Genomic DNA, 14,183 nt, shown 5'->3' on the forward strand with positions numbered 1-14,183 from the left:
TTCCTTTACTTCTCACAGACATTTGAAAAAAGAGACAACACAAACCTAAGCCTTCAATAATTACCAAAATTTTGAAGGCAATAAGGAGGTGGATCTTTACTGATTATCGGCGACTTCACCTCCCTTCGGCGTGTAAATCAGGTGGTCGCGAAGCAGCACGTCCACCAGCCGAACCAGTTTTCTTGCTGTTAGTACGAGTGCGCGTTTATGACGAAACTTAGGAACTTCATTGAATTTCTTTTGGTAATAGGATCGATAAACCGGGTCACGTCGCTTTACTGAATTGGCAGCTTCAATCAAGTAGTAGCGAAGGTATTCATTACCCGTGTGTGTTCGTGGCGTGCGTTCTGCCCGAAAAGTTCCGGATTGGGAGACTTTCCAGTAGAGGCCGGCATATTTAGCGAGCTGAGCCTCATTGTCAAAGCGGTCAATCTGGCCAATCTCGGCAATCAGACCGGCCGTGTAGACCGGACCGATTCCCGGAACACTCATGAGACTTCGCGCCTCGGAGATGATGACGCATAGAGACTCAATGCTCTTGTCCAGTGTCTGAATTTGTTTCTTCAGCCCGGCGATGATACGGGCATAGGTGGCAAGCACGACATCAATGGAATCCTGAAGGACTTTGCCAATGCGGTAGGAATCCCGTATTGCTTTCTGAATCGCTTTGGCCAGGTTTTCCGGATCACTGAAGCGTCCTTTTCCAGCCTTGTTTAGACGTTCGGCGAGGTCTTCCAATTTCATCTGGGAGATCTCATCGAGGGATAGGGAATCGCTTAGGATATCCATGATCGACGCACTGAACACAGAGGTCGGAATTTCCTGAGTCAAGGTGTTGCACGTGTAATACAGATTCTCTAGAAAGTGCTGTTTACATTCGGTCATTTGATGAATCAGCTGATAACGGGTTCGTGTCAGACGTTGGAGCGCGACATACTTCTCTTCTTTGATGACGGGTACCTGGTAACGCTCAATACGTAGAAAATCGGCAATCCGGAAGGCGTCAATCGTATCGGTCTTGTCCTCGTCAAATAGCCCTTTATAACGATGAATCATCGTCGGGTTGAGGGTTACGACATCGAGAGGTAGCGCCTTCAAGTCCGCATCTTCATGAAAAAACACCGCTGGATGAAAGCTGTAGATGGATGTGGACTCCATGCCGATCACCACCCGTTGATAGTGAGCGGCTGAGTGGAACTTCAACACCAGATCCTTAATGGCACCGGCACCGATCAGATTATTCGCTAAAGACTTTTGGATCAGCCTATTTTGATCACTGTCCAAAAAGCAAACGTCTAGTTTCTCTGAACTCACATCAATACCAACAAACAATTTCATTGGGAAGGACCTCCTTTCCTGATCAATTTTGGAATAAGCTCGGATACTCTGTGATGTCCCCTAATTACACCTGCATGAACGCGACCTCGCGATCAGTAGACCATGGCTGCGCGTTCAAAGCTGCCTCATCCTGCTTCTGATGAGTTGAGCCGCAGCCGCCACATCTTGTGCGTCAGCATATCTGGCAGTTGCCTGGGCGGCAGACTTAAAACGTAGTCGAACTACAGGAGCGATAAGCCTAGTCCAGTTGGATCCATTCCAATGAACAACTAGAGGATATCACGCAGTACCCGAGCTGAACAGGGGATTACATTAACTTCAAAACTTATAATACGAGGAGATGATTGGATGAAAAAGCCTTTTGTATTGCCTGCAATTATTGCACTGCTGACAATTGTGGCCTGCTTTTTTGGGTATGCGTTTCAAGAAATGGCCTACTGGACCAAAAACAGCATGTTTTGGTACTGGTTTGGCGCTGTGCTGGCTTATTTATTTTCTGCAGCAGCTATCACGTTTATCATTATCGACATAACGATCAAGAGAAACCTCGGAACCATCGAGCGCGTGATCGATGGATTAGTCATGGGTGGTGGGCTACTTGTCATCATCTTGACTATTCTTTGGACTACATTTATCATCATCGCTTGGCAGTCAGGAATGTAAAAATGCATGCTATGAAGAGTTCTACAGGAATTTTCCTTATTGCTGCTATTATCCTCAGATTTCACCTTAGCACCCTAAAAACTACTTGGTTCAGTTGTTTCCCCTTTCATTTTCAGTGTTCCTGATTTTGGATAAGAAGAAATGATTGGGTCGTGTCAAATCGCACATTTCTTCAACTCCTTACAATTTCATTCAATGAAAGGAAGTTTAAAATGAACTGGAAACTCTATACGCTGCTTGTTATCCCTGCCGTAATTATGATGTTCGTTTTTGGTTTTCTTTTTCCTCTTCCATCTAAATACTTTATCTGTATCATGATTATTCCAGCTGTTTTTTGGATTCTATACTATTCCATCGATTACGCTCAGAAAAGAGAAAAAAATCGCAATTAAAATTTATGCTCATGTCACTCAAAAAATAAGAAAAACCGGGCAAAAAGCGCCCGGTCCTTAATCTCCAGCCATGTGTGATTAGTTTGTGTCTTTACAGTGCTGAATCATCGCTTCGGTTGCTCGCATCAACTGAGCGCGACCGCGGGCGCACCGCGAGCCTCCTCAGTCAGGCAGAAATCTGCGGGGTCTCGCTGGCACCTGATCCCGCAGGCGTCTCGCACCTCCGCTTTGATTCTCGGTCAAGACACTGGTTTATTTGTTTAAATACGAGGCAAAATCTTATACTTTCTTTACTTGTGAAAAAACACTTCTCATGTATCCAAATGGATACATGAGAAGTGCCCTAAAAAACAATCTATTCATACTGAAAAACATTGTTAAATCAATGTTTTTTAGTTTATTACATCATACCGCCCATTCCTGGTGCTCCGGCTGGCATTTGCGGTTCCGGATGTTCTTCAGGCTTGTCGGCAACGACTGCTTCAGTTGTCAGCAGCATTGCAGATACAGAAGCCGCGTTTTGCAGTGCGGAACGTGTAACCTTTGTTGGGTCAACAATTCCGGATTCAATCATGTTTACCCATTGATCCTTGGCAGCGTCATAGCCGATGCCTGGTTTCTGGGATTTCAGTTTTTCAACGATGACAGAGCCTTCGAGGCCTGCGTTTTCGCCAATTTGACGAACAGGTTCTTCGAGTGCGCGGACAACGATGTTCACGCCGGTCTTTTCATCGCCTTCAGCTTCAACAGCTTCAACGTTCTTGATCACGTTAGCAAGAGCTGTACCGCCGCCGGCTACGATACCTTCCTGAACTGCAGCGCGAGTCGAGTTCAGAGCGTCTTCAATACGCAACTTGCGTTCTTTCAATTCAGTTTCAGTTGCTGCACCGACTTTGATTACGGCTACGCCGCCGGACAGTTTTGCAAGGCGTTCTTGCAGCTTTTCTTTGTCAAAGTCAGACGTTGTTTCTTCCAACTGTGCTTTGATCTGACCGACACGCGCGCCGATCTTGTCGGATGCGCCTGCACCTTCAACGATCGTCGTGTTGTCTTTCGTAACGATAACCTTGCCGGCTGTTCCGAGTTGATCAACCGTTGTTTCCTTAAGTTCGAGACCAAGGTCACTTGTAACGACCTGTCCGCCGGTCAGTACAGCGATGTCTTCGAGCATTGCTTTCCTGCGGTCGCCGAAGCCAGGAGCCTTAACAGCAACAACGTTGAATGTACCACGCAGTTTGTTCAGTACGAGCGTTGCCAACGCTTCGCCTTCAACATCTTCAGCGATGATCAGCATTGGTTTGCCTTGTTGAACAACTTTTTCAAGAACAGGAAGAATTTCTTGAATGTTTGAGATCTTCTTGTCGGTGATCAAGATGTATGGATTGTCGAGAACGGCTTCCATTTTATCCTGGTCTGTAACCATGTATGCGGAAGCATAACCGCGATCAAATTGCATACCTTCAACAACGTCAAGTTCAGTAACAAAGCCCTTGGATTCTTCAAGCGTAACAACACCATCGTTGCCAACCTTTTCCATAGCTTCGGCAATCAGTTCGCCGACTTTTTCGTCAGCTGCAGAAATAGCTGCAACTTGTGCGATTGATGCTTTGCCTTCAATCGGCTTTGAAATTTCTTTCAATCCCTCAACGGCAGCCTGAGTTGCTTTTTCAATACCGCGGCGAATGCCCATTGGGTTTGCACCGGAAGCAACGTTCTTCAAGCCTTCGCGAATCATAGACTGCGCAAGAACCGTTGCAGTTGTCGTACCGTCGCCGGCTACATCGTTCGTCTTGCTAGCGACTTCGGATACAAGACGTGCACCCATGTTCTCGAATTTATCTTCAAGTTCGATTTCTTTTGCAATTGTTACACCGTCATTCGTAATCAGCGGTGAACCGTATTTCTTATCAAGTACAACGTTGCGGCCTTTCGGTCCGAGCGTTACTTTTACTGCATCAGCTAAAACGTCGACACCGCGAAGCATCGAGCGGCGCGCTTCTTCACCAAATTTAATATCTTTTGCCATTGTGAATAGTCCCTCCTAAATTAAATTAGATCTGAGGATCTTCTGTTAAACGAGCATTGCAAGTCAGTCAATAACAGCGAGAATATCGTCCTGACGAACAACGAGATAGCTTTTGCCGTCATATTTTACTTCAGTGCCTGCATATTTTGAAAAGATCACTTTTTCTCCTTCTTTTACGTCCAAAGCGATACGTTCGCCTTTGTCGGACACCTTGCCGGCACCAACGGCAATAACGCGGCCTTCTTGCGGCTTCTCCTTCGCCGAATCAGGAAGTACGATACCGCTTGCTGTTTGTTCTTCTTTTTCTTGTGGTTCGATCACAATACGATCACCCAATGGCTTTAACATGTTGAAATACCCTCCTTAAAAATGTTAAGTTAAGTACCTTTGTTAGCACTCAGTTCACCTGAGTGCTAATCCATTTAATATAATAATCAATTCCCAATAGATTTGCAAGTTTTTACTCGAAAATATATGTAACCATAAAAATGGTTCAAATAGTTATTAAAGGATAAAGAAAATCCGCTATGTTAAAATAGACAAAACAAGCAATAACCTTCTAGAATGCTTTCAGCTTTTCACAAATAATCCTAAATTATACAAATAGATATGAGGTGTCTGACTTTGGTTTTACGGTATATCCTGATCGTTCTTGTTTATCTTATCTGCTTTATATCTCCGCTGATTCCCGGATTTCCGAAAGGTGGATCGTCCTCCGGTGATGCATACGCAGCCGTCTTTTTCTTAACCTTAATTATTGTCTCACTGCTGCTAATACCCGAGCGTAGGTTGGCACGCGGTCCGGTTGCTTCTATCGGCGAGTCGATCGCTTGGGCAATTTGCGGTGTGTTCATCCTGTTCGTTCTTCAGATTGCGACAGCACTGATCAACAGCCTCATATTAGGTCAGCCGATCAGCTCGCAGCATACTCAGGATGTCGTCCAGATGACCCGCAAGGCGCCTTTGTTTATATTCGCAGTCAGCATCATCGGACCGATGCTTGAAGAAATTGTTTTCCGCAAGATTCTTTTCGGAAGTTTGAAAAAGGGCATTGGCTTCTTTTTTGCCGCGTTGATCAGTTCCCTAATCTTTGCTGCCGGCCATTTTGATTTTTCGCATCTGCTTATTTATGTTGTGATTGGCTTCTTTCTTTGCTATGCCTATCACAAGACCGGTCGCATTTGGGTGACCATGTTCATGCATGCAGCCATGAATGCCACTGTTGTTCTACTCAGCTTGAGTGTGCACATTCCGAATACAACCAGCTGGATTCACTGGTTTATGTAAAAGAGCGGTTGAAAAAATTTGGGAGGCCAAGTCCTTTCTTTGATCTATTAAACGTTTTTTTGTATAAAAACAGCGGGGCCCGTTAATTGGGGCTCCGCTTCTTCTATCCCGTACTCTTTATTCTTCATCAAGTGCGGTCAGAATTTCCGGACCGTTTTTCGTGATCGCCAATGTGTGTTCGTACTGTGCGGACAATGAACCGTCGATCGTGCGTGCCGTCCAACCGTTATCATCAACCTTTGAACGCCAGTCACCAATGTTCAACATCGGTTCAATCGTAATCGTCATGCCTTCTCTAAGGCGAAGACCGCGACCAGGGCGGCCATAGTGTGCAACCGGCGGATCTTCGTGCATTGTCGGTCCGATACCGTGGCCGACAAATTCACGAACAACGCTGAGTCCGCGATCCTCGGCATATTTTTGAATAGCGTAGCCGACATCGCCGAGCCGGTTTCCGACAACCGCTTGTTTAATACCTTCATAAAGCGATTCTTCCGTTGTCTTCAGCAAATGCTTCGCCTCATCAGAAATTTCACCGACTGCATAGCTCCACGCTGAATCCGACATCGCGCCGTTCAGATTAACGACCATGTCGATCGTGACGATATCTCCATTTTTCAGAGGCTTTTTATTCGGAAAGCCATGGCAGATTTCATCGTTAACTGAAGCGCAGGTCGCATACTTATAGCCCTGAAATCCCTTTTCTTCAGGAATCGCGCCGTGCTTTTCAAGAAATTCATTTACAAACTCTTCGATTTCCCAGGTCGTCACGCCGGGACGAATCATTTTTTTAATATGCTGATGCGCTCGAGCAAGCAGCTGACCGGATCTTTTCATTTCAGCAATTTCATTTTGTGATTTTAATTGAATCATTCCTGCATTCCACCTTATTTTTAAACCGCATAAGCGCGAACGAACTGCTCACTGTCCGCGCATGCGTTGATTCTTAACCAGTTAATGCTATGCACCTGTATTTTACCACTTAATCATTTAGAATTCCTTTCTTCCATCGAATGATTAAGAAAATAAATCAGCGCCTGAAGTTCAACCGTCATATCCACATGACGGACATAAGCGTTTGCCGGCAGAGACAAGGTCGTCGGAGAAAAATTTAAAAATCCGTGAATGCCTGATGCAAGCGCCATTTCCGCTGCTTCCTGCGCGTGTGCAGCTGGAACAGTTAAAATAGCGGCTGTTATGTCACTATTGTCGTCGGTTGCCAACGTATCCATTGCATAAATTTCCGTACCGCTGACTTCCGTACCGACAAGCGAAGGATCAATGTCATAGGCCTTCACGATCTTGGTATTGTTATTCTTTTGAAAGTTGTGATTGAGCAGTGCAGTGCCCAAATGTCCGACACCAATCAGGACCACTTTTGACAATTCATCTTGATAAAGTGTTTTCCTTAGAAAATCCATCAGATGCTGCGTATCGTAGCCGTATCCTTTTCTTCCGAGCGCACCGAAATAAGAAAAATCCTTGCGAATCGTTGTTGAATCGATTTGCACAAGATCTCCGAATTCCGAAGATGAAATACGCGTTTTTCCTACTGCAACCAAGCCCTGCAGTGTTCGATAGTACAGCGGCAGCCGCTCGGCAGTCGCCTGAGGTACATTTTGGTTCGCCATGACCGGGTCTTCCCCCCCCAATTTTACAAAACAGATCGTGTTGCCATCATTTATCTGTGTCTCTAGTTCAACTATACTATAATCATCATTATTTTTGTTATTTATTTCACAATCATGATCGAATTTGTCTTAATCCAACATTGCATGCCTCCGCAGTTGCCGAATAATTTACGAGTAGGCTACAATGAACATATCTATCTTATTATGTGTACAGATTCCGAAGCAAACATCCTGCTTCCGGAAAATCGACCGCTATTCCTAATCTTTCTGAGGTGAAAATCTGTGTTGCTCTTACAAACCAATGAGATCAGTAAATCCTTTGTAACTGATCTTGTTTTATCTAATATCTCCATAGAAGTACAGCTTGGAGAACGCGTTGCGCTGGTTGGCCGTAACGGCGCTGGCAAATCAACGCTGCTTAAAATTATTGCCGGAGAAATGAGTGCGGACAGCGGTGAGATCATCATGCCAAAAGACCGTACAATGGGCTACCTGCCGCAGAATGCCACACTCGACTCGACGCGCGGAATCTATGATGAATTGCTGTCTGTGTTCGGGCCCCTTATCGCACTTGAGAAGAGAATGCGTAAGATGGAAGAACAGATGGCGGATCCCGGCAGCTTTGCTAATCCTAAAGATTACGATCAGCTGCTGAAGACTTACGATGCAATGCAAGCAGACTTCCGCGAAAAAGGCGGTTTCACTTACCAGGCAGAAACACGCAGCGTGCTGAACGGCTTGAATTTCGGTGGCTTTCCCGATGAGACGCCAGTAAGCAATTTATCCGGTGGGCAAAAGACTCAGCTTGCGCTCGGCAAGCTCCTGCTCATCAAGCCGGATCTGCTGATTCTTGACGAACCAACCAACCACTTGGACATTGAAACGCTATCATGGCTGGAAGGTTACTTGCAGCGCTACAACGGCAGTGTGCTTGTCGTCTCTCACGACCGATATTTTCTCGATAAAATTGCGACAAAGGTCTATGAAATTACCAGACATAAAGTGCGCAAATACACAGGGAACTATTCGCGTTATCTGGAAGTGCGCGCGGCAGAATTTGAAAGTGAACTGAAAGCCTATGATAAGCAGCAAAAAGAGGTAGCAAAACTGAAGGATTTTGTTCAGAAAAATATTGTACGTGCTTCGACGACAAAACGAGCGCAAAGCCGACGCAAACAATTAGAAAAAATGGATCTTATGGATCGTCCAATGGGCGACGCCAAATCGGCTACCTTTACCTTCGATATTGAACAGCAAAGCGGTCGTGATGTGCTCGCGGTTTCTCATCTTGATGTCGGCTACGACGATCAGAAACCCATGATATCTGATCTCAGCTTTCAGATCAGCCGAGGAGATCGCGTTGCATTAGTCGGCCCGAATGGGATCGGCAAATCAACGCTGCTTAAAGCGATTGACGGCGGCACAACGCTCCGTTCAGGTGAGGTGCGTCTCGGCAGCCATGTCAGCATCGGTTATTATGATCAGGAACAAAAGAGCCTCAATCCAACGAAAACCGTACTTAATGAATTATGGGACGATTATCCGTTAAAGCCTGAAGGCGATATTCGGACCGTGCTCGGCGGCTTCCTGTTTTCCGGTGATGATGTGTCAAAGATGGTTTCCCAATTAAGCGGTGGTGAGAAGGCACGTCTCATGCTGGCCAAGCTGATGATGCGCCATGACAATCTGCTGATCCTCGATGAACCAACCAACCATCTTGACTTGGACAGCAAAGAGGTCCTCGAAGGAGCCCTAATTGACTATCCGGGAACGATTCTGTTCGTTTCTCACGACCGTTATTTTATCAATAACATTGCCGATCGCATTTTCGAACTGTCGCGCGAAGGAATTACCGAGTATCTCGGCGATTATGATTATTATGTCGACAAGAAATTGGAACAGGAACAGATTGCAGAGCTGGAGGCACAGACGACAGCCGCACAAAAAAATGAGCCTGTGATCGGGGACGGAAAGGAACAATTTTTAAAAGAAAAGGAATTGAAAAAGAAAAAACGTCAGCTTGCACGTTTTATCGAACAAGCAGAGACTGATATTAGCAAGCTGGAAGAACAAATTGAGCACAATCAACAAGCACTGCTCGATCCGGAAGTCTTCAGCGACTCAAAAAAGTCAAGAGAAACTCAGACGCAAATCGAACAGGATGAAGCGAAAGTCGCTAAGATGATGGAAGACTGGGAATCCGCTCAGCTCGAATTAGACGAATTAGATTGATAATGATGTTATCCACACTAAGAAGAGGACATATCCACAAACATATGTGGTTATCCCCAATTTATTCAGTTAAATCAGGGAGTTATGCACAACCATTGTGTATAACTCCCTGATTGCTATTTTCAAAACAACTTATCCACCTGTGCATAAGCTATTTTTTTGGATTTATCCACGAACAATCAACAGGCATTCGTATTTCAAATTTTTGTGATCTGCTCAACCTGCACGAAATAATAAAATAAAAAAAGAGCAGGAATCTCTCTCTGCTCTTGATGTGAACCCTCAATGTTGGATCTTCATTGCCCAATTTCAGGAGTTTAGTTCATCTCCGCTTTTGGGTTACTGTTTAGTTAAAAGTCTTCAATCGCCAGGTTTGCTTTCCCATTCAGTGACAGGTCGGCGCGCGTCCCTTTCAGAAACCCGATTGTTCCGGATGCTGCAATCATTGCTGCATTGTCTGTACACAGCTTCAGCGGTGGAATAATCAGAGGAATTCCCCGAGTACGTGCGGCCTGTTCCATTTCAGTTCTAACTGCACTGTTCGCAGAAACACCGCCTGCAACAAGAATTTGTTTCGCATGAACCCGTTCCGCTGCGATCAGTGTTTTCTTAACGAGTACATCACTGACACTGGCTTGAAAGCTGGCCGCAATGTTGGCGGAATTCAAGTCATGACCACGCTGCTGCTCGTTGTGGACATAATTGATGACCGCAGATTTCAATCCGCTGAAGCTGAAATCCAGCGAACCTTCCTCCAGCCATGCCCTCGGAAAATCAATGACCGGCTTGCCTGCCTTAGCCAAACGGTCAATTTCCGGTCCGCCGGGATAGGGCAGCCCGAGCGTTCGCGCAACCTTGTCAAACGCTTCGCCTGCGGCATCGTCTCGTGTTGTACCAATGACTTCATACGAGCCGTGTTCCTTCATGTGAACGAGCTCGGTGTGTCCGCCTGAAACAACCAGTGCAATCAGCGGAAATTCGAGTTCACGAACAAAACGATTGGCGTAAATATGCCCGGTTATATGATGAACCGGGACAAGAGGCAGACCATGCGCATATGCCAGTGCCTTTGCACCGTTCACACCTACGAGCAGTGCACCGATTAATCCCGGCCCCTGGGTCACCGCAATCGCATCCAGGTCGCTCCAGGATACTCCGGACTTATCTATCGCTTCCTCACAAATAACCGTGATCTGATCCACGTGATGACGGGATGCCACCTCAGGAACAACACCGCCGAAACGTCGGTGGATATCAATTTGTGAGGCAACCGCGCTTGAGCGGATGATCGTACCGTTCTCGACAACGGCAGCCGCCGTTTCATCGCAGCTCGTTTCAATTCCCAAAATTAATGTCTTTTGATTCATATCTATTTTCATAGTCTCACCCACATGACTAGCGCATCTTCCCCATTGTTTGAATAATAGTTTTTACGGATACCGCCGTTTTTAAATCCGACCTTACGATACAAATTCTGTGCAATCTCATTGCTGACACGTACCTCAAGACTCATGGAACGTGCCTGCTGGGATACCGCATAGAGAATAACCTGGCGCAGCAGCGATTCGCCCACCTTGAATCCACGATAACCTTCAAGTACCGCTAAATTAGTTATATGCGCTTCGTCAACGATGACCCAGACTCCACAATAACCAATGATCTTCCCGGCAAGCTCGGCAACGAAATAAGCAGCAAAATGATTGCTGCTGATCTCATTTTCGAATGCCTGTCTTGACCACGGCACATCGAAAGCACTGTACTCCACGACCATAACCTGATCAATATCCTCCGCGGTCATCGGTCGGATGTTTACTGATTCTAGATCCGGCATGCTTATCGCTCCTGTTTCGCCAGCCACTTCGCTTCAGCCTCAGCTAAGCGAAGATATGCCGGCAGAAAATGATGTATATCGGATACCGGCTCTTTTTTTGCGCCAATTCGGGCAAGTTCTGCCGCCTTAGGCACATTCTGAGTGATATCTCCAAGTTCCGCGTAGGCTTCAGCGGATACTAATTCACCCCATTTGTCTAAATCATTGCTGAGAAAAAGTATCGGTTTGCCCAATTTTCGTAATTCAGATATCCAATCATTAATCATTACAAGCTGATCGGGAACAACTGAAACAATTTCGCCGTTTTTCTCTTCATACAACCCGGCAAACACTTGACCGCGCCGCGCATCAAAGAACGGTGCGATATAGCCCTCAAAACCACGTCCATTTTGAGCAACCACTTCAAGGCTTGAAACGCCGACCAGTTCTTTTTTCAGTGTCCAAGCCAGCATTTTTGCAATGGTTGCGCCTATACGAAGTCCTGTGTAGGAACCCGGGCCTTCAGCCACAACGATACGATCGATGTCTGCCGGCTCAAGTCCGGCTGCCTTAATCATCTGCGCGATGGCAGGCATCAGACGCTCCGAATGATTTTTACGGCTGTTCGTCGTCAACTCGCCAAGCACTTTCTGTTCCGTTGTCACGGCGACACCCATCACTAAATTGGATGAATCAATCGCTAGCACGTTCATCGTTTGATATCTCCTCATTTATATGCTCAGATCTGCTGCCGCTTGCTTTGCATGTGATCCTTCGCTCCTGTTCGTTCACACGCTCAATTGTAACAGATAAAAGATCATCGGGAAGCCACGAAGGGATGTTCTCCGCCCACTCAATCACGGTCACCCCATCCTGATCAAAATAATCCTCCAGACCGATATCCTCCTCATCGCTTATCCGGTACACATCCATATGAAAAAGGGGCAAGCGCCCACTCTGATATTCTTTAACAATAGTAAATGTCGGGCTGTTCACCATCTCTTGGATACCGAGGCCCTTGGCAAGACCTTTGGTAAAAACAGTCTTACCCGCGCCGAGATCTCCTGACAAGGTCAAGACATCACCAGGTCTTAGGAAAGTCGCCAGACGCTCGGAAAAACTCATGGTCTCTTCAGGAGAATGTGTGATCCATTGATGCATAACGTTCACCTTTTCAATAGCTTTATGCCATAATATTAATTTTAAAATGACTGGCATCCTTCACCAAATATATTTTAAGTGTACCATAATTAAACAACAATTTCTTTCTTCACAACGATGTCGGTTGAGTCAAGCAATTGTAGGCAGAAATTTTTATGACTAGGTAAGTAAGCGTATTCACTGTTTTAGGGGTTGTCCTTGTTGAATCTTTGTTGTCTTTTAAAAACCTTTCAGCGCCTTCAGTGCCCGATGTATCGGAATGCCTGATTTACCTTGCAGATACTGTAAGTTGCCTTGCGCCCATTCACCCACGGTATGCGTGACTTTCTCCACGTAGTGTTTCGGAGGTTTTGCCTCGTCCTGCTTGACCTCATTCCAACGGTCCATGCGACCAAACAGCGTTTGGAGACCCATGTGATCCATCTGGGCAACCAGGCCGTTCATCATCGCCTGTTTCCCTTTCTCGACCCAACTGCGGCCGTTCTTCATGCGTTTGGCCAATTGGCTCATCGTCGCTTCCGCACTACCCATTGTCCGCATCCCCTCCGTGTTGATCGCGAATGTTTCCAGCCATTTTCGATAATCGCCTAATGCTTCCGGATAGTTCTCAAGTTGCTGGATGAGTGCCTCCAGCCGTTCTTCCTGTGTTTCGCTTTCAAGAGTGCCAACCGCACTATTGAGTTCAGTCACCACCGCTGTGCCATCCCAGGCGCGCAAGGCTTTTCGAACGTTTTTGTACCGAGGATGCCCGAAAAACAGACGGCGAATGTCCCGAATCACGTGGAAGCGGTCGATACAAAAGAAGGCGCGATCTCGGAAATAGTCGCGACAAGCCGTTATCCAGCTGGCTCCGTCTCCGTTAATGACTAGCTTGTGCACGATGGGGTCGTAATCATAGGTCTCTGTCAAGAAATCCTCGAGCGCTTCCCAAAATGGCTGCTTCCCTCGGTGGATGAAATGGCGCTTCTCTTTCAGTTGGATCCGCTTCCCGTTTTCTTCCCATCCTTGATGGATCTTGGCCACGCGTTCCTCCTTGCCTCGCACGCCTTTTTCCTGATGCTTGACAAACAAACCGTCGACCTCGATAAAAAGAACTTGATGATGGATCGTTTCCCGTGGGTTCGGGATCGGTGTCGTCTCAAGCAGATGCCGCCGAATCGCTTCATGACTGATGGCCGAATAGCCAAGAAACGTCTCCAGAGCCCGGGCTGCCTTGCGATAGGATGGGCCCTGAATCGCCAGTTCAATCGCTGCTTCCTCAACCATCGGGCTGAGATGACCGGCATTTTCAAAGTCCAAATACCGATCCAGGAGATAGACATATTCGTTCTGGGTTCGGTCGCGATAGTACGTGCGTTCGACCGTGAGTTCACCGAAAAGGCTGGTGATTTGAAGCGGGCGTTTACTCACCCATCGATACTGTTTTTTATCTCGTTCGTCGGCAATCTGTTGGTCCATATCCTCCAAGAGCTTTTTCATCACTTGAGCAAAGGTTTCCTGTACCTGTCGCCAGACCAGTTGTTCCAATTGTTTTAAATTCATGTACACTGTGCTATTCTGTTTCATGAGGGTGCTCCTTCCGAATCGTTGTGCTCAACTTTGATTCTACCAAGGGGTCACCCTCTTTTCCATAGCGATCGCTT

Annotated in this window: 14 protein-coding genes; 4 read left to right on the forward strand and 10 right to left on the reverse strand. The window is 46.4% G+C overall.

Features of this window, described 5'->3' with window-relative positions; translation table 11 throughout:
- Nucleotides 1–96: 96 nt before the first annotated feature.
- Nucleotides 97–1,338 (reverse strand): IS110 family RNA-guided transposase, encoded by a 1,242-nt coding sequence (locus AC6F33_RS15115; protein WP_255748405.1) that lies wholly within the window; start codon nt 1,336–1,338, stop codon nt 97–99.
- Between the two features lie 348 nt (nt 1,339–1,686).
- On the opposite strand from AC6F33_RS15115, the gene AC6F33_RS15120 reads away from it, so the two are divergent.
- Both AC6F33_RS15120 and AC6F33_RS15125 read left to right on the forward strand, forming a co-directional pair.
- Nucleotides 1,687–2,001, forward strand: a complete 315-nt coding sequence (locus tag AC6F33_RS15120; RefSeq protein WP_255748406.1) for a hypothetical protein — start codon at nt 1,687–1,689, stop codon at nt 1,999–2,001.
- 212 nt (nt 2,002–2,213) lie between these two features.
- A complete protein-coding gene (locus AC6F33_RS15125) occupies nt 2,214–2,393 on the forward strand; it encodes a hypothetical protein (protein ID WP_255748407.1) in 180 nt (59 codons plus the stop codon).
- Between the two features lie 400 nt (nt 2,394–2,793).
- Here the strand turns inward: AC6F33_RS15125 and groL are convergent, their stop codons facing one another.
- Together groL and groES are read right to left on the reverse strand one after the other, a co-directional pair.
- Nucleotides 2,794–4,419, reverse strand: a complete 1,626-nt coding sequence (gene groL / locus AC6F33_RS15130) for a chaperonin GroEL (protein WP_255748408.1) — start codon at nt 4,417–4,419, stop codon at nt 2,794–2,796.
- A gap of 63 nt (nt 4,420–4,482) precedes the next feature.
- Nucleotides 4,483–4,767, reverse strand: coding sequence for a co-chaperone GroES (groES, locus tag AC6F33_RS15135; RefSeq protein ID WP_255748409.1), 285 nt, complete (start codon nt 4,765–4,767; stop codon nt 4,483–4,485).
- Nucleotides 4,768–5,043: 276 nt separating this feature from the next.
- On the opposite strand from groES, the gene AC6F33_RS15140 reads away from it, so the two are divergent.
- On the forward strand, nt 5,044–5,706 hold the full coding sequence (locus tag AC6F33_RS15140; protein WP_255748410.1) for a CPBP family intramembrane glutamic endopeptidase: 663 nt from the start codon (nt 5,044–5,046) through the stop codon (nt 5,704–5,706).
- 117 nt (nt 5,707–5,823) lie between these two features.
- On the opposite strand, the gene map is transcribed toward AC6F33_RS15140, so the two are convergent.
- Both map and AC6F33_RS15150 read right to left on the reverse strand, forming a co-directional pair.
- Nucleotides 5,824–6,579, reverse strand: coding sequence for a type I methionyl aminopeptidase (gene map, locus AC6F33_RS15145; protein WP_255748411.1), 756 nt, complete (start codon nt 6,577–6,579; stop codon nt 5,824–5,826).
- Nucleotides 6,580–6,692: 113 nt separating this feature from the next.
- The gene (locus AC6F33_RS15150; RefSeq protein WP_480948813.1) at nt 6,693–7,337 is read right to left on the reverse strand and encodes a redox-sensing transcriptional repressor Rex; all 645 of its coding nucleotides are present in this window, start codon (nt 7,335–7,337) and stop codon (nt 6,693–6,695) included.
- Nucleotides 7,338–7,619: 282 nt separating this feature from the next.
- On the opposite strand from AC6F33_RS15150, the gene AC6F33_RS15155 reads away from it, so the two are divergent.
- A complete protein-coding gene (locus AC6F33_RS15155) occupies nt 7,620–9,569 on the forward strand; it encodes an ABC-F family ATP-binding cassette domain-containing protein (RefSeq protein ID WP_480948814.1) in 1,950 nt (649 codons plus the stop codon).
- A gap of 350 nt (nt 9,570–9,919) precedes the next feature.
- Here the strand turns inward: AC6F33_RS15155 and tsaD are convergent, their stop codons facing one another.
- From tsaD to AC6F33_RS15180, 5 genes are all read right to left on the reverse strand, one after another.
- A complete protein-coding gene (gene tsaD / locus AC6F33_RS15160) occupies nt 9,920–10,936 on the reverse strand; it encodes a tRNA (adenosine(37)-N6)-threonylcarbamoyltransferase complex transferase subunit TsaD (protein ID WP_500778172.1) in 1,017 nt (338 codons plus the stop codon).
- Between the two features lie 8 nt (nt 10,937–10,944).
- Entirely contained in the window at nt 10,945–11,400 is a 456-nt protein-coding gene (gene rimI / locus AC6F33_RS15165; RefSeq protein ID WP_255748415.1) for a ribosomal protein S18-alanine N-acetyltransferase, read from the reverse strand.
- 2 nt (nt 11,401–11,402) lie between these two features.
- Complete coding sequence (gene tsaB / locus AC6F33_RS15170) at nt 11,403–12,092, reverse strand: tRNA (adenosine(37)-N6)-threonylcarbamoyltransferase complex dimerization subunit type 1 TsaB (protein ID WP_255748416.1); 690 nt, start codon at nt 12,090–12,092, stop codon at nt 11,403–11,405.
- A complete protein-coding gene (gene tsaE / locus AC6F33_RS15175; protein WP_255748417.1) occupies nt 12,073–12,540 on the reverse strand; it encodes a tRNA (adenosine(37)-N6)-threonylcarbamoyltransferase complex ATPase subunit type 1 TsaE in 468 nt (155 codons plus the stop codon). Before tsaE ends, tsaB begins: the two co-directional genes overlap by 20 nt.
- Nucleotides 12,541–12,759: 219 nt before the next feature.
- Nucleotides 12,760–14,106 carry an ISLre2 family transposase gene (locus AC6F33_RS15180; protein WP_480947438.1) on the reverse strand — a complete coding sequence of 449 codons (1,347 nt, stop codon included), beginning with the start codon at nt 14,104–14,106 and terminating at the stop codon, nt 12,760–12,762.
- Between the last annotated feature and the right edge of the window lie 77 nt (nt 14,107–14,183).

The organism is Sporolactobacillus sp. BBK16-2 (genome assembly GCF_059878335.1).

Coding starts and splice junctions, on each gene's coding strand:
- AC6F33_RS15115 (WP_255748405.1), bottom strand. CDS start 1,338: ATGAAATTGTTTGTTGGTATTGATGTGAGTTCAGAGAAACTAGACGTT.
- AC6F33_RS15120 (WP_255748406.1), top strand. CDS start 1,687: ATGAAAAAGCCTTTTGTATTGCCTGCAATTATTGCACTGCTGACAATT.
- AC6F33_RS15125 (WP_255748407.1), top strand. CDS start 2,214: ATGAACTGGAAACTCTATACGCTGCTTGTTATCCCTGCCGTAATTATG.
- groL (WP_255748408.1), bottom strand. CDS start 4,419: ATGGCAAAAGATATTAAATTTGGTGAAGAAGCGCGCCGCTCGATGCTT.
- groES (WP_255748409.1), bottom strand. CDS start 4,767: ATGTTAAAGCCATTGGGTGATCGTATTGTGATCGAACCACAAGAAAAA.
- map (WP_255748411.1), bottom strand. CDS start 6,579: ATGATTCAATTAAAATCACAAAATGAAATTGCTGAAATGAAAAGATCC.
- AC6F33_RS15150 (WP_480948813.1), bottom strand. CDS start 7,337: ATGGCGAACCAAAATGTACCTCAGGCGACTGCCGAGCGGCTGCCGCTG.
- tsaD (WP_500778172.1), bottom strand. CDS start 10,936: ATGAATCAAAAGACATTAATTTTGGGAATTGAAACGAGCTGCGATGAA.
- rimI (WP_255748415.1), bottom strand. CDS start 11,400: ATGCCGGATCTAGAATCAGTAAACATCCGACCGATGACCGCGGAGGAT.
- tsaB (WP_255748416.1), bottom strand. CDS start 12,092: ATGAACGTGCTAGCGATTGATTCATCCAATTTAGTGATGGGTGTCGCC.
- tsaE (WP_255748417.1), bottom strand. CDS start 12,540: ATGCATCAATGGATCACACATTCTCCTGAAGAGACCATGAGTTTTTCC.
- AC6F33_RS15180 (WP_480947438.1), bottom strand. CDS start 14,106: ATGAAACAGAATAGCACAGTGTACATGAATTTAAAACAATTGGAACAA.